The following is a 21713-nucleotide window of genomic DNA, read 5'->3' as shown; positions in this document are numbered from 1 at the left end:
CGTCCGCGCCAACGGCCGAGGAGTGACCGCATGATTACGTTCGTGGCGACACCACAACGCGGCTCGCGACCGGGAGGTGATCCGATGCGGCCGGTTCGATGTGCAGCACGCGCGTCCAGACCGGGCGCACCCGGTCACCGGTGTAGACGTAGTCGATCCGCCGGTCCGGCGTCTCGGCGGGGTACGTGGCCGAACCGCCGATCCCGGCCGCGGTCCACGCGTCGGTGAACGCGGCGTCGAGGGTCTCGATCTCTGGGGCGCCCGGCAGCGCGTTGAGGTCGCCGACGAGCACGGCGGGCGTGGTGTCACCGATGAGCTCGACGATCTGCCGGGTCTGCTCGGCACGGTCGGTCTGCGAACTCGCAGCCAGGTGGGTGTTGTACACGTGGACGGGCACGCCGCGCACGTCGAGCTCGGCATGCAGCAGCCCGCGCTGCTCCTGGTTCGGTGAGCGGAAGAGGTGGGTGTTGGCCCAGTCAGTGATCGGGAACCGGGACAGGATCGCGGTGCCGTACTGGATCCGCGGCCGGTCAGCCGCGGGCGGATCGCGGTCGATGTTGGCGCCGAAGACCACGTGGTAGCCCAGCAGCGCGGCGAGCTCACCGGCCTGGTCGGCCCAGTCGCTGCGCGCCGAGTAGTGCCGGTCGACCTCCTGCAGCCCGACGACGTCGGCCCCGCTGTCCCGGATCACCCGCGCGATCCGCTGGAGGTCGAGCACGTCGTCGCTGCCCTGCGCGTGATGGATGTTGAACGACAGGACTGTGAGCACCCGCGCCCCTGGCGCGCTCGCTCCGGCCGGCCCGGTCGTCGCCGCGAGCATTCCGCACACCACCAGCACAATCGTCAGCAACCGCCGCATCGGTAGTCCTCCGTCCGCCCGGTTCATCGCAGTGATCATCGCGGGCGAAAACGCCGCGCGGGTGATGCTGCGGTGAACCGGTGGCGAAGGATTGTCGGTGGGCCTGCCTAGGGTGCCGATCATGCAGCTCACGTTCGACGAGCTGGGCACACCGCTGCGCGACACCACCTTCGTGATCGTCGATCTGGAGACCACGGGTTCGGCGCCGGGGCCCGCTGGGATCACCGAGATCGGTGCGGTCAAGGTGCGCGGCGGCGAGGTGCTCGGCGAGTTCGCCACGCTCGTCGACCCGCGCGCGCCGATCCCGCCGCAGATCGTCGCGCTCACCGGCATCACCACCGCCATGGTCCAGGCCGCGCCGCGGATCGAGCGCGTGCTGCCCGCGTTTCTCGAGTTCGCCGCGGGCAGCGTGCTGGTGGCGCACAACGCCGGTTTCGACGTCGGCTTCCTGCGCACCGCCTGCCAGGCACACGGCTACGCATGGCCGCGCACCTCGGTGCTCTGCACGCTGAAACTGGCGCGCCGCGTGCTGGCACCACAGGACACCCGCAGCTTCCGGCTGTCGGCGCTGGCGACGCTGTTCGGCGCCAGGACGAAGCCGACGCACCGGGCGCTGGCGGACGCACGGGCCACTGTGGACGTACTGCACGGGCTGCTCGAGCGCGTCGGCTCGGTGGGTGTGCAGTCGCTCGAGGAGCTGCTGGACTACCTGCCGGATGTCACGCCTGCGCAGCGGCGCAAGCGCGGGCTGGCGGCGCACCTGTCGGAACGGCCCGGCGTCTACCTCTTCCGCGGGCCGAGTGAGGAGGTGCTCTACGTCGGTACCGCGAGCAACCTGCGCCGCCGCGTGCGGCAGTACTTCACCGGGTCCGACAGCCGCGGCCGGATCCGCGAGATGGTGGGGCTGGCCGAGCGGGTCGACGCCATCGAGTGCGCGCACGCGCTGGAGGCGCAGGTGCGGGAGTTGCGACTGCTCGCCGCCCACCGGCCCGCCTACAACCGGCGGTCGAAGAACCCGCGGAAGGCATGGTGGGTGGCGCTGACGGACGAGGCGTTCCCACGGCTGTCGGTCGTCAGGCAGGAACGCGACGGCGCACTCGGCCCGTTCGGCTCGCAGGCGCGTGCGAAGGTGGCGGCCGACACCCTGGCCGGCGCGGCGGGCCTGCGGACGTGCACGCAACGGATCCCGGCGGCCGGCGCGGACGACAGGCCCTGTGTCCTCGCCGAACTGGACCGTTGCGGTGCGCCGTGTGCGGGCAGGCAGAGCGTCGACGAGTACGCGCCCGCGGTCCGGTTGGTGGCGGACCTGGTGGTGGGCACGGACAACGCCGCCCTGCATGCCGCGCGCCAGCACGTCGACGCGCTCGCCGAGGCCGAGCACTTCGAGCAGGCGGCACGGAGGCGGGATGAGCTGGTCTCGCTGCTGCGCGGGGTGGACCGGGCACATCGGCTGGCCGCGCTCGCCGCGATCCAGGAACTGATCGCGGCGGCGCCGGACGGCGCTGGCGGCTGGGAGTTCGCGGTCGTCCGGTACGGCAGGCTGGCGTCGGCGGGGGTGGCGCGGCGCGGTGTGCCGCCGATGCCGGTCGTCGAGGCGCTCGTGGCGTCGGCGGAGACCGTCCTACCCGGACCGGGCCCGCTGCGCGGTGCCCCCGCCGAGGAGACCGGTGTGCTGCTGCGCTGGCTGACCCGCCCCGGCGTGCGCCTCGTCCGTACCGCGACGCCGTGGGCGGAACCTATGCACGGAGCGGGCGCCTGGCGCCCCTGGCTGGACCGCGCCGCAACGGCAATAACCCTGGAAAACGTGGGCTGACACCTACCCCAGGCACGCGAGTCCCCCGCCCCAGCGCGCGAGTCCCCCGCCCAAGCACGCGAGTTGCCCGCTCGGGCGCGAGTCCCCCCGTCCGGTTCGCGAGTTGCCCGCACCTGCACGCGAGTCCCCCGCTCCGGTTCGCGAGTCCCCCGCCTAAGCACGCGAGTTGCTCACTCCCGCTGCGGCGAGCCGACAAGTCTGACGGCAAACCGAAAGCCCGCGAACAGGCAACCTCGTACACCCCGCCGGGCAATCCATGGCAGCTAAGCGGGCCACTCACGAACCGGAACGGGCCACCCGCGCATCCCAACAGGCAACTCGCCCACCTGGACGGGAGACTCGCCGACCCGAGCGCGCAACTCGCCGACCCGAGCGCGCGCCTCGCCGACCTGGACGGGCGACTCGGCGGCCTGGGCGGGGGACTCGCGGGCCGGAGCGGGGGACTCGCGCGATGTGCGCGTTACCATCACGGCGCACGTGCAACTCTCTCCAGGAGGCCACCGTTGATCACCGCGATCGTCCTCATCCATGCCGCCGCGGACAGCATTCCGGAGACCGCGCAGGCGATCGCGGACATCGAAGGCGTAGCGGAGGTCTACTCGTGCGCCGGTGATGTCGACCTGATCGCAATCGTGCGAGTGAAGGCGCACCAGGATCTCGCCGACCTGATCCCCACCCGGATCAGCAAGGTGCCCGGCGTACTCGACACCGACACCCACATCGCGTTCCGGTCCTACTCCCGTGCCGACACCGAGTCGGCCTTCGAGATCGGCATCGACGACAACTGACCCACCCGTCGGCGCCAGGGCCAGAAAACACCCAAGGCCACCTTGGTTGCGCTGAACGCAACCAAGGTGGCCTTGGGGGACGAATCGCCGGCTAGTGTTCGCGGGAGCCGGCAGGCGTGCCCGCGGCTTCCTCGCCCTCGGACGCTTCCCGCTCACCGTTGCCCAGCCGCGCGACCTCGCGGGCGCGCGCCGACTCGAGCGCAGCGGTCTCGTCCGCCGGGTCCGGCCCCAGCCAGCCACCCGGCACCGGGTGACCGGCCGACCCGAGCTTGTTCATCTTCTTCGGCACCGGAGCGCCCTGGTACTCCAGGGGCAACGGGTGGCCGTGGTCGTCCACCGGGCCGAGCGGCTGGTGGATCTCGATGAACTCACCGTGCGGGAGCCGCTTGATGATGCCGGTCTCCACACCGTGTTCGAGCACCTCACGGTCGGACCGTTGCAGGCCGAGACAGATCCGGTAGGTGATGAAGTAGGCCAGTGGCGGTGCGAGAAGCACACCAATCCGGCCCGCCCAGGTCGTCGCGTTCAACGAGATGTCGAACGTGTAGGCGATGATGTCGTTGAAGCCGGACATCTCGATCACCATGAAAAAGGTGATCGCCATGACGCCGAGGCTGGTACGTACCGGTGCGTCCCGCGGACGCTGCAGCAGGTTGTGATGCCCGGTGTCCTTGGACAGCTTCCGCTCGATGAACGGGTAGGCGATCAGCACCGTGAACAGGATGCCCATCCCGATCGCGCCGGCGAAGAACACCGGCGGAACGGTGTAGTTCCCGATATAGAGCTCCCAGGCGGGCCAGATCCGGAGTATGCCGTCCGCCCACGCCAGATACCAGTCTGGCTGTGAACCCGCGGACACCTGTGAGGGGTTGTACGGCCCGAGGTTCCACACCGCGTTGATCTGGAACAAGCCCGACATCAGCGCGACCGCACCGGTCACGACCGCGAAGAACGCACCGGCCTTGATGGCGAACATCGGCATGATCCGGACGCCGACGACGTTGGTCTCCTTGCGCCGCACACCCGGGAACTGGGTGTGCTTCTGGTACCAGACCAGCGCAAGGTGCACCGCCACCAACGCGAGCATGATGCCCGGAATAAGGAGGATGTGCAGCGCGTACATGCGCGGCACGATCACCATGCCGGGGAACTCCCCACCGAACAGTGCCCAGTGCAGCCAGGTACCGGCGACCGGGACCGACAGCACGATGCCCGACAAAGTCGCCCGGATACCCGTACCGGAGAGCAGGTCGTCCGGCAGCGAGTAGCCGAAGAAGCCCTCGAACATGCCCAGGATGAGCAGCAGCGCACCGATGATCCAGTTGGCCTCGCGCGGCCTGCGGAACGCTCCGGTGAAGAACACCCGGAACATGTGCACCATCATCGCCGCGACGAAGATCAGCGCCGCCCAGTGGTGCACCTGCCGCACGAACAGGCCGCCGCGCACCTCGAACGAGATCTCGAGCGTGCTCTCGAACGCCCGCGACATCTCGACGCCCTGCAGGTTCGTGAACGGCCCGTTGTAGACGACCTCCTCCATGGAGGGGTCGAAGAACAACGTGAGGTACACGCCCGAGATGATCAGGATGATGAAGCTGTAGAGCGCGATCTCCCCGAGCAGGAACGACCAGTGCGTCGGGAAGACCTTGTTCATCTGGTGCCGCAGGCCCTTGGCCAGCAGGTAACGCTGGTCCGCGTTGTTACCGGCCTCGGCGGCATGCCGCTGGAGTGCGGTAGAGCCCTTGGTCGGCGTCGTGAGTGAACTCATGACTTGCGCTCCCAGTAACCCGGTCCGATCGGCTCGATGAAGTCGTGCCGCGCGATGAGGTACCCGTCGCTGTGCACCGTGATGGGCAGCTGCGGCAGCGCGCGGGTAGCCGGCCCGAAGACGGGCTTGGCGTACTGCAACACGTTGAACTGCGACTGGTGGCACGGGCAGAGAATCCGGTTGGTCTGCTGCTCGTACAGCGACGTCGGGCAACCCACGTGCGTGCAGATCTTGCTGTAGGCGTAGTAGTCGCCGTAGTTGAAGTCCTCCTGGCCCTTGCGCTTGATGACGCGCGCGGCGTCGTCGGGCCGCAGGCGGAGCAGCATGACCGGGCTGTCGGACCGCTTGAGCGCACGGGCCAGCGTGTCGTGGCTCGCCCGGTCGGACTCCCGGAACGGCCAGACGGTCTCCATGCTGCCCGCGTCCAGCTCCTCGGGGCGGACCAACGAGACCTCGCCCGGGTCACCCGTGTTCCGGCGCAGGTAGACGACCTCACCGGGGACCCTCGGCTGCCACGCGGTGTGCGCGAGCGAGTCCTCGCCGTTCGCGTCCTTCCAGGGGTTCTGGATGAAGGACGCCACCGGCAGCGCCACCGCGCCGAGGCCGAGCACGCCGGCACCGAGGCCGGCGCTGCGCTTGATCATCGACCGGCGGCCGATCGTGCTGCGCTCGCCTGCGTCGGCGAGGTGCGCGACGATCGTCTTGCGGTCGATCTCGGCGGAGCCCCCGCCCATGTTGTCGGTGCGCTGCTGCACCGCGACCTCGGCGGGGATGAACTTCTTGCTGTACAGCAGCACGCCGATGGAGAGCGCGAGCACCGAGACACCGAGCGTGACGCCGAGGACCGGCGTGTACAGGCTGTACCAGAAGTGCCCGTTCTCGTTGTTGGCCGGCTCGTACTGCCACGGCCACCAGATGAGTGCGACCACGAACGCCAGGCCGGTGAGCGCCGAGATCAGGAACCACAGCGAGACAAGGCGCTCGGCGCGCTTCTCGGCCTTGGTGCCCTTGACCGGCCACGGGTCCGGATAGCTGACGAGCTCGACGCCGTCCAGCTTGCCGCCAAGGCGCAGGAGCTGCTCGCGGTCCATCGCCGCGAGCTCCTCGTCCGTCGGCCGCGGTTCCAGCTCTTTACCGCTGCTCATGACCCTATGCCCTCGATCCGATCCACAGGGTCGCGCCGATCAGCGCGCCGATACCCACGACCCACGCGATGACACCTTCGGAAGCCGGCCCGAACCCGCCCAGCGGGTTACCACCCGGGGAGTTGCCACCGGTCGACACCGACTTGATGTAGGCGATGATGTCCTCCTTCTCCTCCGGCGAGAGTTGCCGGTCGGAGAACTTGGGCATGTTCTGCGGCCCGGTGAGCATGGCCGTGTAGATCTCGTCCTCGTTCGCCGGCCCCAGATGTGGTGCGTACTTACCGGCGGACAGGGCGCCGCCCTGGCCTGTGAAGTTGTGGCAGGAAGCGCAGTTGAGCCGGAACAGCTCGCCACCACGCGCCGGGTTGGAACCCTGCAGCGCCGCGCCCGTCGCGGCCGGGCGCTCAGGACCGCCGCCGTGTGCCTGGACGTACGCGCCGAGCGCGTCGATCTCCTCGGGAGTCAGCTTGGCCGGCTTGCGCGCGGCCTGCGCCTCCTGGCGGACCATCGGCATGCGGCCGGTGGAGGTCTGGAAGTACACGGCAGCGTCGCCGACGCCGATGAGGCTCGGACCGCGCCCCTCGACGCCCTCCAGGTTGGCGCCGTGGCAAGAGATGCACGTGTTGTTGTAGATCTGCTCACCCTTGCGCAGCAGAGCCGGATCGGCCTGCGCCTGCGCGGTCTGCGGCTCGGGGGCGAAAACGGCGTAGAGCGCGCCTGCGCCGAGCAGCGCGAAACCGAGCGCGAGCGCGCCCGCGAGCCGCCTGCGGAACTTCGTGCGGCGGCCCGCGCGCCGCTTCGACGCGGTGGCGGGGTTCTTGCTGGTGGTCATCTTCTGCGGCAACCCTTGCTGTCAGTTCGGCCGAATGCTGTCGAGATCAGGGGACGATGTAGATCACCGCGAACAGGCCGATCCACACGATGTCGACGAAGTGCCAGTAGTACGAGACGACGATCGCTGACGTCGCCTGTGCCGGAGTGAACTTGCTCAGCCGGGTTCGGATGAGCAGGAAGACGAATGCGACCAGACCGCCGATGACGTGCAGACCGTGGAAGCCGGTGGTCAGGTAGAAGACCGTGCCGTAGGCGCCGGACGGGATGGTGACGCCCTCGCTGATCAGCGTGACGTACTCACCCGCCTGCCCTGCCACGAAGATCGCGCCGAGGATGAGCGTGACCAGGTACCAGCGGCGCAGCCCGAACACGTCGCCACGTTCGGCGGCGAACACGCCGAACTGGCAGGTGAACGACGACGCCACCAGGATGATGGTGAACGGCAGCGCGTACGGGATGTTCAGGTGGATCGGCTCACCCGTCACCGGGTTCGGCGGTGGCCAGTGACCCGAGGCGTTCTGAGCCTTGACCGTGAAGAACATCGCGAACAGCCCAGCGAAGAACATGAGCTCGCTGGACAGCCAGACAATCGTGCCGACACTGACCATGTTCGGCCGGTTCAGCGAGTGCACCCGCTGGCTGATGGTGGGAGCTGCCGTTGTCACGCGTCGCATTATGTCTCCCTGCGCCTCGGCCGCGCAGCTTGGGGTCCTACAGAGAGTCGTGGAACACGGAAGTCGTGCGTTACCCGCTGGGTACCGGGCCGGTTCGCCCGATAGCATCTGACCAATCCACCACCAACGGCGCGGAGGACGTGACCATGACCGAGCAGGCGATGAGGATCCTGGTTTTCAGCCACCGGCCCGAGGTACGGGAGGCGATCATCAACGCCATCGGCAGGCGACCCGCCACCGATCTCGGCAAGGTCCGGTACGTGGAGGCGTCCGGCGTCGCCGACGTACTGGTGGAGATGGACTCCGGTGAGATCGATCTCGCCATCCTCGACGGGGAGGCCCAGCCCACCGGCGGGATCGGCCTCACTCGCCAGCTCAAGCACGAGATCGAGGACTGCCCGCCGATCGTGGTCGCCGTCCGGCGCAAGGACGACCGGTGGCTGGCGACCTGGTCGCAGGCCGATGGGGTGCTGGTGCACCCGCTCGACCCGCTGACCGCCGCCGAGACCGTCGCCGATGTGCTGCGAACCCGGCGGGTGCCGCTCGTACGCGGCTGAGCCGCGGGCGGGGCGAGCGCGGCGGAATGATCGGAAGTGAGCGCGCTCAGCCTCTCGCACGAGGCGACGGCCGGGCGCTTGACCAGCGGAGATGAACATGGGTGAGCAGGCAGAGCCCCGGCAGCACGACTCCATGGCACACACGTGGCCTGCCGTTGTCGGGAAGCTGATCGAGCGCGTCGACCTGTCCGAGGCCGAAACCGAATGGGCCATGGACCAGGTGATGTCGGGTGCCGCCACGCCGGCGCAGATCGCCGGGTTCGCCGTCGGGCTGCGCGCCAAGGGTGAGACGGCCGCCGAGATCGCGGGGATGGCGCGCGCGATGCTCGGCTACGCACGCCGGGTGGAGATCGCGACACCGTCCGTCGACATCGTCGGCACCGGCGGCGACCGCTCGGGCTCGGTGAACATCTCCACCATGACCTCGCTGGTCGTGGCGGCGGCGGGCGCCCCGGTGGTCAAGCACGGCAACCGCGCGGCCTCGTCGAAGTCGGGCGCCGCCGACGTGCTGGAAGTGCTCGGTGTGACGATCGAGCTGTCTCCCGAGCAGGTCCAGCGGTGTGTCGCCGAGGTCGGTATCGGGTTCTGCTTCGCCCCGGCATTCCACCCCGCCTACCGGCACACCGGGCCCCCGCGGCGTGAGCTGGGCGTGCCGACCACGTTCAACCTGCTGGGACCGTTGACCAACCCGGCACAACCCGCGGCGGCGTTGATCGGTTGCGCCTACGCCGACAAGACACGGGTGCTGGCGGAGGTCTTCGCCGGCCGCGGGCACAGCGTGCTGGTGGTGCGGGGTGATGACGGTCTCGACGAGATCACCACCACGACCACGAGTTCGGCGTGGTTGGTCTCCGGTGGCGAGGTGCACGAGGAGCGGATCGACCCTGCGGCGCTCGGGATCCCGCGCTCGACAACGGCTGATCTGCGGGGCGGTGACGCGGCCACGAATGCCGAGGTGGTTCGCGAACTGGTGGCCGGCAAGGCCGGTCCGGTGCGCGACGCGGTGCTCATCAACGCGGCCGGCGCGCTCGCCGCGTTCACGGGGTTCTCCGGCGACCTCACTGCCGACCTGCATGCGGGGCTGAACCGCGCCGCCGAGGCCATCGACTCCGGCGCCGCGGCCAGCACGCTCGCCCGCTGGATCGACTGGTCACCCGCCGTGTGAGTCAGGAACCGGCGAAGGCTTTGCGGTAGGCGCTGGGCGAGGTGCCCCGCAACCGGCTGAACTGATGGCGCAAGGCCGCGGCCGAGGCGTACCCACACGCGACCGCAATCTCCTCAACCGAAAGCCCACCCGCCTCCAGCAACCCTTGTGCGCGATCCAGCCTGCGCTCGGTGAGCCAGCGGTGCGGGGTCGTGCCGGTCGCGGCTGCGAACCGGCGCAGGAACGAACGCTGCCCGAGCCCGCTGCGCTTGGCCAGCTCGGCCACCGTGACCGGCTGGTCGAGACGGCGCTCGATCCATTCCAGCACCTCGGCGACCACGGCATCGTCGGATGCCCGCGACTCGGGCACGGGCGCCGCGACGAACTGGGCTTGCCCACCGTGCCGATGTGGCGCGGCGACCATCCGGCGGGCGAGTGCCGTCGCCGCGTCCACCCCGCGCACTCGTCGCACGAGGTGCAGGCACAGGTCCACGGCGGCCACCGTGCCCGCACTGGTGAAGACGCCGTCGTCCTCGGCGTAGAGCGCCGTTGTATCGACGCGAGCGGCGGGGAAACGGGCGCTGAACTCACGCTGGTAGACCCAGTGCACGGCAGAGGCCCGCCCGTCGAGCAGTCCGGCGTAGCCCAGCGAGAACACGCCCGCGCAGAAGCCCGCGACCCACGCGCCACGGTCGTGCGCGGCCCGCAACACGTCCAGCACCGGTTCCGGCGGCGGGGCGGTGCGCGGTGCGCACGTCGGCACCACGACCAGGTCCGCCGTCGCCGCCCAGTCCAGCTGGGACAGCCCCGTCACCTCGAAGCCGGACCAGCTGCGGGCCGGTTTCCCATCGGGCGAGCAGACCGCGAAATCCCACCCGGGTATCCCGTCGGCGGCACGGTCGGTGCCGAACACCTCGCAGGCGACCCCGAGCTCGAACGGCGAGACCTCGTCGGCGACAACCACCGCGACCCTGTCGAGAAGCATCCGCGAAGTGTGTCACAAGCTTTGCGGCCGTTGTCATATCTGCCACTCGTCGCAACGTCAGGCCCACTCGATGCTGGAGCCCATGGCAACCAGCACCGCCAGCACACCGGCCCCCACGACCACGCGTGGCTCCCGAGACCCTCTGCCGCGCTGGACCGCGGCGATGGCGCTGTCCGGCACGATCGGCGCCGTTGTACTGGAGAGCGGCGCACAGGCACCCGCCGTCGCGTTCGCACGCTGCCTCGTCGGCGGGCTGATCCTCGCCGTGTGGTGCGCGGCGCGCGGCTGGCTCCGGCCCCGCGCCTGGACGCTGACCAAGCGAGATCTCGGCCTCGCCGCACTCGGCGGCGTGTTGCTGGTCGGCAACTGGGTACTGCTGTTCGCGTCCTATGCGCTGTCGTCGATCTCGGTCAGCACAGTCGTCTACCACACCCAGCCGTTGCTGCTGGTCGCATTGGCGGCGCTGGTGCTCGGCGAGCGGTTCACGCGCGGGCACCTCGCCCGGGCCGCTGTCGCATTCGGCGGCGTGACGCTGATCTCGCTCGGCGGCCAGGGCGTGGACGGTCAGCCGGTCAACGTCACCGGGATCGCGCTGGCTCTCGGCGCCGCGGTGCTCTATGCCGGGGCGTCACTCGTCGCGAAGCAGCTCAGCCACGTGCGGCCGCACCTGCTCGCTGCGATCCAGTTGGGCATCGGCACGGTGCTGCTGGCTCCCGCGCTGGCCATCACTCCCCTGCCCGCCGACCCTGGTGGGCTGGCGTGGCTGGTGCTGCTGGGCACTGTCCACACCGCACTGCTGTACGTGCTGATGTACAGCAGTATCGGCAAGTTGCCGACGGCCTCGGTCGCTCTGCTCTCCTACGTCTACCCCGTGGTCGCGGTCATCGTGGATGTGCTCGCCTATGGCCACCGCATCGGGGCCGCCGAGGGACTCGGTATGTGCGCGGTCCTGCTCGCCGCAATGGCGCCCGCGGTGAAACGGCGTTGAACTGCGCGATCGGAAGCCGGCGCGGATCTGAACAGAACCATTGTGGGAACCCAGAAAACACACAGGTTCTGCACAGCGCAGACCCAGGCCCACAGGCCTTGCCGGGAGTAGCGTCGTTGGTGTCGGAAGAAAATCCGAAACGAGCTGAGCAAAGGAGGCGGGAAATGACCTTCGATGGTAGGGGCCACCGTCGCCGCAGGCGTCGCCGTAGGCGTCGCAGCAGGCGGCGTAGGCACTGGTAATTGGTTGGTTGTTTACCCCTCGGGCCCAGCATCGGTGAGGTGCTGGGCCACTGATGTGTTCAGTGGTGGCTCGGCCCCGTGTGGTACTCGAAGACGAGACCGCCGATAGCGATGAGCAGCGCGACGATCGCCAGGATCAACAGCCACACCTGGAAGAACGCGAGTGCAACGCCACCGATGGCTGCGCATGCCGCGAGCGCCACCGGCCAGTAGCTGCCAGGGCTGAAGAAGCCGAGCTCACCGGCACCATCACTGATCTCGGCCTCCTCCCTGTCCTCGGGGCGCGGCTCGATACGCCTGGCCACGAACCGGAAGTAGCTGCCAACGAGCAAGGCCAGCGCGCCAGTGAGGATCAGTGCGACCGTGCCGATCGGCTCGACACCGTCGGGCGTCATGGTGCCGGTCATCACCGCGTAGACGATCGCTACGAGGAAAGCGAAGACCGTGACGATGTCGAAAACCCGGGCTTCGACCTTCATTGCCAGTCCTTACTCGTTCGCTGGAAGTTCTTCGCTGGGTGCGCCGCCGCGTCAGCCGGTCGCGGTCCGCAGCGTGCGGTCAGTGGCGAACGGCTGCGTGGTCGTCGCGGTCGGGCTGCACACCTCGCCACAGCCCTCACCCTGCATGATGCTGAGTGCTTCCGCAGTGGTGTGCGGCAGACCGGTTTGGGGGTTCACCTGGGTGCGCAGCTGCATGTAGCGGTCGAACTTGTCCGGCGACAGCGCGCGCACCTCGAAGTTCATCATCGCGTGGTAGGTGCCGCAGAGTTCGGCGCAGCGGCCGACGAAGGCACCCTCACGGTCGATGGTGTTCTGGAACTGGTTGTCCTGGTTGTTCTTCTCCGGGAAGGGCAGGACGTCCCGCTTGAAGTGGAACTCCGGCACCCAGAACGAGTGGATGACGTCGGTCGACCGCAGGTTGTACTGGATCTTCCGGTCGGTGGGAAGCACCAGCAGCGGGATCTCGGTCGAGCTGCCGACCGTGGCGACCGGCCGGCCGTCCGGGGTCTTGGCCTCGTCCGGGTAGGAGAACTCCCAGTTCCACTGGAACGCCGTCACGTCGACGCTCACATCGGGATCGGGTTCCTTGGCCAGCACCGAGTTCTCGGTGGTCGCGGTGAAGAAGAACAGCACGCAGACCATGACGACCGGAAGGACGACGCAGAACAGCTCCAGCGGCACGTTGTACTGGAACTGGCGTGGCAGCGCCTCGACGGCGCCCTTCTTCTTCCGGTGGAAGACGATCGTCCAGAAGATCAGGCCCCACACGATGACACCGACCGCGAGAGCCGCGATGACGGACCACGTCCAGAGGGTGCGCATGCGGTCGGCCTCGGGCGTCACGCCTTCAGGCCAGCCGAACCGCAGTACCTCTTCGCCGGAACATCCGGTCGCCAGAATGGCGACAAGTCCGGCAAGCAGGGCAACCTTGGCGACCTTGCCCCGTCGTTTGCCCCGGGTGCGCTCTGGAACGCCCACTCCGCGATGCCTCCTCGCCCGATCCATCTGACGCTGATGGACTTTAGCCGAGATAGCCGGGCTCGCTGCCCAAGGGGTGTCCGCCACCCGCTCGGCCCCCTCTCCCGGCATACTGCTCACTTCGGAACACTGTCTTCAGAAACAGTGACTTCAGAACACCGGCGACGAGCAATGAGGTGTGTGAGAACGCGTGTGCGGCCTGCTTGGACTGGTTTGTCCCAGTGAGAACGACACGGCGAGCGCGAGAACCGCGGTCGGCCAGGCACTGCGCTGTCAGCGGCATCGCGGTCCCGACGAGACCGACACCTGGGCCGACGCCGAGGTCGTCTACGGCTTCAACCGGCTCGCGATCATCGACGTCGAGCATTCCCACCAACCGCTGACCTGGGGCCCGCCGGAGAATCCGACGCGATACACCATCAACTTCAACGGCGAGATCTACAACTACCTCGAGCTGCGTGCGCAGCTGGCCGACGAGTACGGTGCGACGTTTGCCACAGAGGGTGACACCGAGGCGATCGTCGCGGCCTACCACCACCTCGGCCCGGCCGCCGTCGGGCGGCTGCGTGGCATGTTCGCCTTCCTGATCTGGGATTCCGAACGCAAGGTCGTGTTCGGCGCGCGGGACCCCTTCGGCATCAAGCCGCTGTACTACTCCGCCGGTCCCGGCGGCATCGCCTTCGCCAGCGAGAAGAAGAGCCTGCTGGAGCTGGCCGACGTTCTCGGCGTGGCCAAGGAACTGGACCGCACGGCACTACAGCACTACCTGGTGCTGCAATACGTTCCGGAACCCGAATCGCTGCACACCGGCATCCGCAGGATCGAGTCGGGCACGTCCTTCACGGTGACGCCGGGCGGCGAGCTGCGCACGGAGCGGTACTTCTCCCCCGAGTTCAGCGCCAAGCCGGTCTCCTCCGCCGCCGAGATCGCGGCGTTGCACGAGGAGATCGCCGAGGTGATGCGCGACTCGGTGGCCAAGCACATGCGGGCCGACGTCACGGTTGGGGCATTCCTTTCCGGTGGCATCGACTCGACCGCGATCGCGGCACTGGCCAAGGAGCACAACCCGAACCTGATCACCTTCACGACCGGGTTCGAGCGCGAGGGCTACTCGGAGGTCGACGTCGCCGCCGAGTCGGCGGCCGCGATCGGCGTCAAGCACGTCGTCCGGACCGTGTCCGCCGACGAGATGATGGACACGCTGCCGCTGATCGTCTGGTACCTCGACGACCCGGTGGCCGATCCGGCGCTGGTACCGCTGTGGTTCATCGCCCGCGAGGCACGCAAACACGTCAAGGTCGTGCTGTCCGGCGAGGGATCGGACGAGCTGTTCGGCGGCTACACGATCTACCGGGAACCGCTGTCGCTGGCGCCCTTCGAGAAGGTCCCCGGCAGTGTGCGCAAGCTGCTGGGCAAGGTGTCGACGAAGCTGCCGGAGGGCCAGCGCGGCAAGGACCTGCTGCGGCGCGGTGCGCTGACGCTGGAGGAGCGCTACTACGGCAACGCCCGCATCTTCCGTGACGACCTGCTGCGCGGCGTGCTGCGGACGTTCACCGACGGCGTGGGGCACCAGGACGTCACCGCACCGTGGTACCGGCTCTCGCAGGGCTGGGACCCGGTCGCACGGATGCAGCACGTGGACCTGTTCACCTGGCTGCGGGGCGACATCCTGGTCAAGGCCGACAAGGTGACGATGGCGAACTCGCTGGAGCTGCGGGTGCCGTTCCTCGACGCCGAGGTGTTCCGGGTCGCCGCCACCATCCCGCTCGACCAGAAGATCACCAAGGAGACCACGAAGTTCGCACTGCGGCGGGCGCTGGACGGCATCGTGCCCGCGCACGTGCTCAACCGGCGCAAGCTCGGCTTCCCGGTGCCGATCCGGCTGTGGTTGCGGGACGAGATGTACGACTGGGCGCGCGGCATCATCGCCGACTCGGGGACCGGCGAGCTGCTCGACAAGCGCGCGGTGCAGGCCATGCTCGACGAGCACAGGGCGGGCACCCGGGACCACAGCAGGCCTTTGTGGGCGCTGCTGCTGTTCATGCTCTGGCACGGCATCTTCGTGGAGAACCGCATCAAGCCCGAGATCCCGGAGCCCCATTACCCGGTCAAGCTCTGAGTTGTGCTTTCAGCCGGCGGTGATGGTTTCGCCCTCGCGGTAGGGCAACACGTTGTGCCAGCGGTTGAAAACGTTGTCCGGGTCGAACTCGGCCTTGATGCGGGACAGCCTGTGGTAGTTCTCCTCGCCGTAGCCGGCAACCACGCGGTCGAGGCCCTCGTCGCCGATGAAGTTGAGGTATACATCGCCGCTTGACCACGGCCGCATACCTGCGCGCAGGTCGCGTGCCCAGGCGATCGCCCGCTCGTCGTCGGCGGAGTCCTCCCACAGCCCCAGCGGATGCACCGCCCACGGCACGCTGCGGTCGAAGCCCGGCCACTCCCGTCCGCGGCTCACCGCTCCCCCGAACGGCAACAGGAGCTGCTGCGACGGCGATGGGACCACCATGTCCAGCGCGCATTCGCAGAACCGGTCCAGCGCGGCGTCGGGTAGCTCGGCGACGTGTTCGTCGGACCAGTAGTTCCGGTAACCGGGCGGGTCGTCGAGCATGCACTGCAGGTCGGCGTAGGGAACCTCGGTGATGAGCCGGCCGTGGGGCGCCAGTGCCAGCAACGGCGTGCTGAAGTCGGTGAGCGCGGCCACGCCGCCGACGTAGGTGACGAGGACCGCGCAGCAGTGCCCGCCGACCAGCCCCTCCGGGACGAACTCCTCGGGCGGACCGGTGATGTACAGCAGCGCGCCCCCGACCTCCTCCGGCGCGTCGGCGAGCAGGTCGCGATACGCCTCGGCCACCTGCCTGCCTTCGCCGGCGGGCCACAGCATGAGTGCGATCGAGAACTCCGGCAGCGGGTAGAGCCGGAAGGTCAGGGCGGTCGCGATCCCGAAGTTGCCACCGCCGCCGTGCAGTGCCCAGAACAGATCGGGGTTCTCCTGCTCGTTGGCGGTGACCTCCTGGCCGTCCGCCGTCACCAGATCCACCGAGACGAGGTTGTCGCAGGCGAGCCCGAACTTGCGTTCCAGCCAGCCGGAGCCGCCACCGAGGGTCAGGCCGGCGACCCCGGTCGTCGACACCCGGCCGCCGGTGCTCGCGAGGCCGTGCTGCTGCGCCGCCCTGTCGAACCGGCTCCAGTTGGCACCACCGCCGACTCGCACGGTGCGCAGCTCCGGGTCCACGGTGACGTCGTCCATCGGCCGGGTGTCGATCACCAGCCCACCGTCGACCAGGCTCGCCCCCGCGACGCTGTGTCCCCCGCTGCGCACCGCCACCTCGAGCCCATGCCGCCGCGCGAACGACAGCGCGGCGGCGACGTCGCTCGCGCTGGCGCACCGTGCGATCGCCTGGGGGCGCGCCGAGATCATGGCGTTGAACAGGCTCCGCACGTCCTCGTAGTCGCCATCACCGGGTGTGACCACTCCGCTGTGGATGTGCTGCCGCAGATCGTCCACCGCTGCCGGATCGAGCAGGTTTCCGGTCATGTTCAGCCTCCTAGACTCCGGGTCCGGGGCCGAAGGCACGAGCGTACTGACTCATCACGCGGAGCGAGAAGAATCCGACGCCGGCCGGTTTTCAACGGCAGGCGAACCGGTCAGGCAGGGAGTACGGCGCCGATCTCCTCAGCGGCGGCGGCACCGAAGGCATCGGCCAGCCTGGCGAGCGCGGTGTCGCGCTGGAACACCCACTCCTGCGTACCGACTGTCTCCAGTACCAGCACGGCGACGAGGGAACCGAGCTGGGCGGACCGCTGCAGGTCCAGTCCGTAGTGGCGGCCGGCGAGGAAGCCGGCACGGAAGGCGTCCCCGACACCGGTGGGGTCCGCCTTCGCGGTCTCCGGCACCGCGCCCACCTGCAGCGACGTGCCGTCGGAACCGACGATCTCGACGCCCTTCGCGCCGAGCGTGGTCACCCGCAGGCCGACCCGGTCGAGCACGTCGCGCTCGGTCCAGCCGGTCTTGCGCAGCAGCAGCTCCCACTCGTAGTCGTTGCTGAACAGGTAGGTCGCGCCCGCGACGAACCCACGTGTCTGCGCACCGTCCATCCTGGCGAGCTGCTGGGACGGGTCGACGGCGAAGGTGTAACCGCGCTGGCGGCACTCCTCGGCGTGCCGCAGCATGCCTTCCGGGTCGTCGGGGCTGATCAGCACCAGCCCCAGCCCGCCTGCCCTGTCCGCGATCGGCGCGAGCTCGATGTTGCGTGCCTCCGACATCGCTCCCGCGTAGAAGGTGGCGATCTGGCAGAGGTCCTCGTCGGTCGTGCAGACGAAACGCGCTGTGTGCGCGATCTCCGAGACATGGACGCCGGCAGTGTCCACACCATGCCGTTCCAGCCACGCCCGGTAGTCGGCGAAGTCGGCCCCGACCGCACCGACGAGAACCGGTGACACGCCGAGCACACCGAGTCCGAACGCGATGTTGGCGCCGATTCCGCCACGGCGTACGACGAGGTCGTCGGCGAGGAAGCTCAGTGAGATCCGATGCAGCTGCTCTGGGACGAGCTGCTCGGCGAACCTGCCCGGAAAGTGCATCAGGTGGTCGGTCGCAATGCTTCCGGAGACCGCGATTCGTGCCGTCCCTGTCAAGGGTCCTCCAGTCGGGTTGTGGTTCGCGCCCCGAGCGAGCCTACCGAGCGGTAAGGGTGTCGCGCACGTACCGGGGGCCCTACCGTGCTCGGGTGAGCATGACGACCGAGGCCGAGACCATTGCTGAGCTGATCGCGGACTGCGCGGACATCCCGCGGCCCGAGGTTCCCGAGGTCCGGCAGGCGGCGATCGCTCCGCCGTGGACTGTCGACGCCGCCTGCCATGCCCAGGTGGCCGAACTCGACGAGTACGTCTGACTCACACGAGCCACCCAGATGACTCAGGGGCCGCGATCAATGCCGATCGCGGCCCCTGAGTGCATTCGGGGGAACGCCCCCGCAACGACGATCTACAAACACAACGAGCGCTGGTCACAACAAGGTGACCAGCGCCCGCCAAGGTAAGAAGCTCGCACCGTGGGGCCTGCGGGGGTCGCCCCCCGCAACACCTCAGTGGAACGAGTCGCCGCAGGCGCAGGATCCGCCGGCGTTGGGGTTGTCGATCGTGAAGCCCTGCTTCTCGATGCTGTCGACGAAGTCGATCTCGGCACCCTGCACGTAGGGCGCGCTCATCCGGTCGACGGCGACACGCAGCCCGTTGAAGTCGCGGAACAGGTCGCCGTCGAGGGTGCGCTCGTCGAAGAACAACTGGTACCGCAGGCCCGCGCAGCCGCCCGGCTGCACGGCGATACGCAGGTGCATGTCATCGCGGCCCTCTTGATCGAGCAGCGCCTTCGCCTTGGCAGCCGCGGCGTCGGTCAGGATCACGCCGTGCGTGGCCTCGCCGGCCTCGGCGGCGGTGTTGCCGGTCTGCTCAGCGGTCGTCATGACTCTCCCTCGGGATCTGTTCGGCGGGGCGGTCACCGGTCCCAACACACCTGGTGCCCGTTCTGTTCCCACCGTCCATGGTGACACATCTTTCGACCGGCTGAACATGGACGGTGAGCGCTGCAATACCCTGGTGAGGTGAGGTTCCTGCGCCGTAACACTGCTGATGACGCCGGTAAGGCCGGCACCGCCGAGGCGGACGATGTCGCCTCGGGCGAATCTCACGCCCGGAAGGGGTACACGCCGAGCAAGGGCAAAGCGACCCCGAAGCGGCGGGAGGCGGAGAACAAGCGCAGGGGACCGGTGGCCCCGCCTCCGCGCACGACGCGCGAGGCGATGCGGCGTAACCGGGAGCTGCGCAAGCAGAACCCCGTGACGAAGGAAGAACGGCGCGAGGCCGCGAAGGAGCGCCGCGAGCGCATGATGGCGGGTGACGAACGTTACCTGCTGCCGCGCGACCGTGGTCCGGTCAAGGCCTACGTGCGCGACCTGGTCGACTCGCGGCGCAACGTGCTCGGCCTGTTCATGCCGCTGGCGATCCTGGTGTTCGTGTCGCTGCTCGTGCCGGTCCCCGCGATCCAGCAGTACGCCACGCTGGTCACGACGGTGCTGCTCATCGGCATGGTGGTGGAGGGCTTCCTCAACGGCCGCCGCATCGCGAAGCTCGTGCGGCAACGGTTCCCGAACGAGACGGTGCGCGGCGGCTCGATCGGCTGGTACGCGTTCGTCCGGGCGAGCCAGCTCCGCAGGCTCCGCATGCCGAAGCCGCGCATCAAGCCGGGCGACCCGATCCCGTAGGGAGCTGGAGTTACTCCAGGTCGTTAGCCTTGCGAACCATCTGTGACTAGGCTCAACGGCATGGAGTTTCGTCGTCTCGGCCGTAGTGGCCTTTCGGTCAGTGAAATCTCGTACGGCAACTGGCTCACCCACGGCTCGCAGGTCGAAGAGGAGCAGGCGCAGTCCTGCATCAAGGCCGCGCTCGACGCCGGCATCACGACCTTCGACACCGCCGATGTGTACGCGAACACGGCGGCGGAAGCGGTCCTCGGCCGCGGCCTCGCCGGCCAGCGCCGGGAGAGCCTGGAGATCTTCACGAAGGTGTTCTGGCCGACCGGTCCCGGTGGTCCCAACGACAAGGGACTCGGCCGCAAGCACATCATGGAGTCCGCGCACGCGTCGCTGACGCGGCTCCGCACCGACTACATCGACCTCTACCAGGCGCACCGCTTCGACCACACGGTCCCGCTCGAGGAGACCATGGCCGCCTTCGCCGACCTGGTCCGGCAGGGCAAGGTCCTCTACATCGGCGTCTCGGAATGGACGGCCGAGCAGATCACCAGGGGCGCGGCGCTCGCCAGGGAACTGAAGGTGCCGTTCGTGTCGAACCAGCCGCAGTACAACATGCTGTGGCGGGTCATCGAGGAGCAGGTCGTCCCGGCCAGCGAGCGCGAGGGCCTCAGCCAGATCGTGTGGTCGCCGATCGCGCAGGGCGTGCTCACCGGCAAGTACAAGCCCGGTCAGCCGCCACCTGCTGGCTCCCGCGCCACCGACGAGAAGGGCGGCGCGAACTTCGTCAAGCGGTTCCTGCGGGACGAGGTGCTGGAGCGGGTCGAGAACCTGCGCCCGCTGGCCGAGCAGGCGGGGCTGTCGCTGGCCCAGCTGGCTGTGGCGTGGGTGCTGCAGAACAGCAACGTGGCCTCGGCGATCATCGGTGCCTCCAGGCCGGAGCAGGTGCACGAGAACGTCAAGGCCGCCGGGGTGAAGCTCGACGCGGACCTGCTGACGAGCATCGACGCCACCTTGCTGGGCGTTGTCGAGCGCGACCCGGGCCTGACCGTCAGCCCCAGGGCCTAGGTGCCGCGCTGCTGGTGCCCGCCGGGATCCTCGCGGCGGGCACCGGCGGCGGCACCCCACACGAGCCGGATCTCCTCCAGCAGCTCCCAGGGCTTGACCACGGTGGTGCGCGGCAGGGAGCTGGCGAACCCGACAGGGTGTCTGCGGAGCCGCCGCAGCATGCGGCCCGGCTTGCTGACCATGCGGTGCCGCAGGTCCCTGAGGTACTGGCTGCGTACGTCGCGCTCGATGCTGTTGCCGCAGCGCGTGCAGGTGGTGACGACGAGCAGCCTGCCGGCGTAGGCGAGCTCGTGGCGCGTCTCCTGACCGCAGTCGTGGCAGACCAGCATGGCGTGCTCGACAGTGCCCATCATGCCCACTCTCACAGCTGATACTCCGCCGCCGCGAGCACCTGCTCGGCGATCACGAGGTCGTGCGGGTACGTGATCTTGAAGTTCTGCTGCTCGCCCCGCACCCAGTGCACGGGTAGCGCCGAGAACCGCTCCATACAGGACGCGGTGTCGGTGCCGAGGAACTCCTCCCGCGCGGCCTGCTCGTAGGCCGCCAGCAACGGTGCGGCACGAAATCCCTGTGGCGTCTGTGCCCGGATGACGGCACCCGGAGGCTGCTCGGTGAGCATGGCGCCGTCGGCTCCGACCTCCACGATGTCCTCGGCGGGCAGGCCGGGGATCGCCCCGCCGTGCTCGCGCGCCGAGTGCAGCACACCGGCGATCAGCGCCGGGCTCACCAGTGGCCGTGCCGCGTCGTGCAGCAGCACGGTGTCGACGACGCCGTCGTCGATGCGGCTGGCGAGGTGGCGCAGGGCTCGCAGTTCGGACTCCTGCCGGGTCTCGCCGCCGTAGACGACCTCGACCTCGGCACCGTCGACCTCGCGGTCCAGCACCCAGTTCACGAGCTCGCCGTCCTGCGGGCGTGCGACCAGCACGACCACGCCGATCTCCGGCACGCGGGCGAAGGCACCGAGTGACCAGGAGACAAGGCGGCGGCCCGCCAGCGGCAGGTACACCTTGTTGATCTCGGCGCCGACCCGGCTGCCCGCCCCGCTGGCGAGCACGACGCCCGCCGCGTACGGCCTTCGCCGTTCTCGCCAGCCGCGCCGCGCTTTCCGTTCCGCCACACGGA

The 21713-nt window shown here is 69.0% G+C and carries 22 protein-coding genes; 9 read left to right on the top strand and 13 right to left on the bottom strand.

The window, feature by feature from the left end:
* Window positions 1-34 precede the first annotated feature (34 nt).
* Window positions 35-982 (bottom strand): endonuclease/exonuclease/phosphatase family protein, encoded by a 948-nt coding sequence (locus ABZ863_RS15085; RefSeq protein WP_358535491.1) that lies wholly within the window; start codon window positions 980-982, stop codon window positions 35-37.
* Here ABZ863_RS15085 and ABZ863_RS15080 point away from each other — a divergent pair.
* On the top strand, window positions 981-2672 hold the full coding sequence (locus ABZ863_RS15080) for a DEDD exonuclease domain-containing protein (protein WP_358535489.1): 1692 nt from the start codon (window positions 981-983) through the stop codon (window positions 2670-2672). The two genes, ABZ863_RS15085 and ABZ863_RS15080, sit on opposite strands and share 2 nt — an antisense overlap.
* Before the next feature lie 503 nt (window positions 2673-3175).
* Window positions 3176-3460 (top strand): Lrp/AsnC ligand binding domain-containing protein, encoded by a 285-nt coding sequence (locus ABZ863_RS15075; RefSeq protein ID WP_358535487.1) that lies wholly within the window; start codon window positions 3176-3178, stop codon window positions 3458-3460.
* Window positions 3461-3551: 91 nt separating this feature from the next.
* On the opposite strand, the gene ABZ863_RS15070 is transcribed toward ABZ863_RS15075, so the two are convergent.
* The 4 genes from ABZ863_RS15070 to ABZ863_RS15055 are packed head-to-tail and all read right to left on the bottom strand — an operon-like array spanning window position 3552 to window position 7881.
* Window positions 3552-5228 carry a cytochrome bc complex cytochrome b subunit gene (locus ABZ863_RS15070; RefSeq protein ID WP_358535485.1) on the bottom strand — a complete coding sequence of 559 codons (1677 nt, stop codon included), beginning with the start codon at window positions 5226-5228 and terminating at the stop codon, window positions 3552-3554.
* A complete protein-coding gene (locus ABZ863_RS15065; RefSeq protein ID WP_358535483.1) occupies window positions 5225-6373 on the bottom strand; it encodes a ubiquinol-cytochrome c reductase iron-sulfur subunit in 1149 nt (382 codons plus the stop codon). The genes ABZ863_RS15070 and ABZ863_RS15065 overlap by 4 nt, the downstream gene beginning before the upstream one ends.
* A 4-nt stretch (window positions 6374-6377) precedes the next feature.
* A complete protein-coding gene (locus ABZ863_RS15060) occupies window positions 6378-7205 on the bottom strand; it encodes a cytochrome c (RefSeq protein WP_358535481.1) in 828 nt (275 codons plus the stop codon).
* 46 nt (window positions 7206-7251) lie between these two features.
* Window positions 7252-7881, bottom strand: coding sequence for a heme-copper oxidase subunit III (locus ABZ863_RS15055; RefSeq protein WP_358535479.1), 630 nt, complete (start codon window positions 7879-7881; stop codon window positions 7252-7254).
* A 146-nt stretch (window positions 7882-8027) separates the two neighbouring features.
* Here ABZ863_RS15055 and ABZ863_RS15050 point away from each other — a divergent pair, with 146 nt between their 5' ends.
* Complete coding sequence (locus tag ABZ863_RS15050) at window positions 8028-8438, top strand: hypothetical protein (RefSeq protein WP_358535477.1); 411 nt, start codon at window positions 8028-8030, stop codon at window positions 8436-8438.
* Between the two features lie 97 nt (window positions 8439-8535).
* On the top strand, window positions 8536-9603 hold the full coding sequence (gene trpD / locus ABZ863_RS15045; RefSeq protein WP_358535475.1) for an anthranilate phosphoribosyltransferase: 1068 nt from the start codon (window positions 8536-8538) through the stop codon (window positions 9601-9603).
* Window position 9604: 1 nt separating this feature from the next.
* Here trpD and ABZ863_RS15040 read toward each other — a convergent pair whose 3' ends face one another.
* Window positions 9605-10567, bottom strand: coding sequence for a helix-turn-helix domain-containing protein (locus ABZ863_RS15040; protein WP_358535473.1), 963 nt, complete (start codon window positions 10565-10567; stop codon window positions 9605-9607).
* An 82-nt stretch (window positions 10568-10649) separates the two neighbouring features.
* Here ABZ863_RS15040 and ABZ863_RS15035 point away from each other — a divergent pair, with 82 nt between their 5' ends.
* Window positions 10650-11555 (top strand): DMT family transporter, encoded by a 906-nt coding sequence (locus tag ABZ863_RS15035; protein ID WP_358535471.1) that lies wholly within the window; start codon window positions 10650-10652, stop codon window positions 11553-11555.
* A 301-nt stretch (window positions 11556-11856) separates the two neighbouring features.
* Here ABZ863_RS15035 and ABZ863_RS15030 read toward each other — a convergent pair whose 3' ends face one another.
* Both ABZ863_RS15030 and coxB read right to left on the bottom strand, forming a co-directional pair.
* Complete coding sequence (locus ABZ863_RS15030; RefSeq protein ID WP_358535469.1) at window positions 11857-12276, bottom strand: cytochrome c oxidase subunit 4; 420 nt, start codon at window positions 12274-12276, stop codon at window positions 11857-11859.
* 51 nt (window positions 12277-12327) lie between these two features.
* On the bottom strand, window positions 12328-13275 hold the full coding sequence (gene coxB / locus ABZ863_RS15025) for a cytochrome c oxidase subunit II (protein ID WP_358535467.1): 948 nt from the start codon (window positions 13273-13275) through the stop codon (window positions 12328-12330).
* Window positions 13276-13465: 190 nt separating this feature from the next.
* Here coxB and asnB point away from each other — a divergent pair, with 190 nt between their 5' ends.
* On the top strand, window positions 13466-15394 hold the full coding sequence (asnB, locus tag ABZ863_RS15020) for an asparagine synthase (glutamine-hydrolyzing) (protein WP_358535465.1): 1929 nt from the start codon (window positions 13466-13468) through the stop codon (window positions 15392-15394).
* A 9-nt stretch (window positions 15395-15403) separates the two neighbouring features.
* Here asnB and ABZ863_RS15015 read toward each other — a convergent pair whose 3' ends face one another.
* Both ABZ863_RS15015 and ABZ863_RS15010 read right to left on the bottom strand, forming a co-directional pair.
* Window positions 15404-16810 (bottom strand): FAD-binding oxidoreductase, encoded by a 1407-nt coding sequence (locus ABZ863_RS15015; RefSeq protein WP_358535463.1) that lies wholly within the window; start codon window positions 16808-16810, stop codon window positions 15404-15406.
* 110 nt (window positions 16811-16920) lie between these two features.
* Window positions 16921-17910 carry a carbohydrate kinase family protein gene (locus tag ABZ863_RS15010; RefSeq protein WP_358535461.1) on the bottom strand — a complete coding sequence of 330 codons (990 nt, stop codon included), beginning with the start codon at window positions 17908-17910 and terminating at the stop codon, window positions 16921-16923.
* A 92-nt stretch (window positions 17911-18002) separates the two neighbouring features.
* On the opposite strand from ABZ863_RS15010, the gene ABZ863_RS15005 reads away from it, so the two are divergent.
* Complete coding sequence (locus ABZ863_RS15005; protein ID WP_358535724.1) at window positions 18003-18167, top strand: hypothetical protein; 165 nt, start codon at window positions 18003-18005, stop codon at window positions 18165-18167.
* A 192-nt stretch (window positions 18168-18359) separates the two neighbouring features.
* On the opposite strand, the gene ABZ863_RS15000 is transcribed toward ABZ863_RS15005, so the two are convergent.
* Window positions 18360-18737 carry an iron-sulfur cluster assembly accessory protein gene (locus tag ABZ863_RS15000; protein ID WP_358535459.1) on the bottom strand — a complete coding sequence of 126 codons (378 nt, stop codon included), beginning with the start codon at window positions 18735-18737 and terminating at the stop codon, window positions 18360-18362.
* 138 nt (window positions 18738-18875) lie between these two features.
* Between ABZ863_RS15000 and ABZ863_RS14995 the strand changes: the two genes are divergently transcribed.
* On the top strand, window positions 18876-19535 hold the full coding sequence (locus ABZ863_RS14995; RefSeq protein WP_358535457.1) for a DUF3043 domain-containing protein: 660 nt from the start codon (window positions 18876-18878) through the stop codon (window positions 19533-19535).
* Window positions 19536-19595: 60 nt separating this feature from the next.
* On the top strand, window positions 19596-20591 hold the full coding sequence (locus ABZ863_RS14990) for an aldo/keto reductase family protein (RefSeq protein WP_358535456.1): 996 nt from the start codon (window positions 19596-19598) through the stop codon (window positions 20589-20591).
* Here ABZ863_RS14990 and ABZ863_RS14985 read toward each other — a convergent pair.
* Together ABZ863_RS14985 and ABZ863_RS14980 are read right to left on the bottom strand one after the other, a co-directional pair.
* Window positions 20588-20941 carry a hypothetical protein gene (locus ABZ863_RS14985; protein WP_358535454.1) on the bottom strand — a complete coding sequence of 118 codons (354 nt, stop codon included), beginning with the start codon at window positions 20939-20941 and terminating at the stop codon, window positions 20588-20590. The genes ABZ863_RS14990 and ABZ863_RS14985 overlap by 4 nt on opposite strands.
* An 11-nt stretch (window positions 20942-20952) precedes the next feature.
* Window positions 20953-21708 (bottom strand): IspD/TarI family cytidylyltransferase, encoded by a 756-nt coding sequence (locus ABZ863_RS14980; protein WP_358535452.1) that lies wholly within the window; start codon window positions 21706-21708, stop codon window positions 20953-20955.
* Window positions 21709-21713 lie beyond the last annotated feature (5 nt).

This window comes from Saccharomonospora sp. NPDC046836 (genome assembly GCF_040645195.1).
GTDB lineage: Bacteria > Actinomycetota > Actinomycetes > Mycobacteriales > Pseudonocardiaceae > Prauserella_A.
The sequence above is the reverse complement of the archived record's forward strand: the minus strand, read 5'-3'. Positions and strand labels throughout refer to the sequence as shown.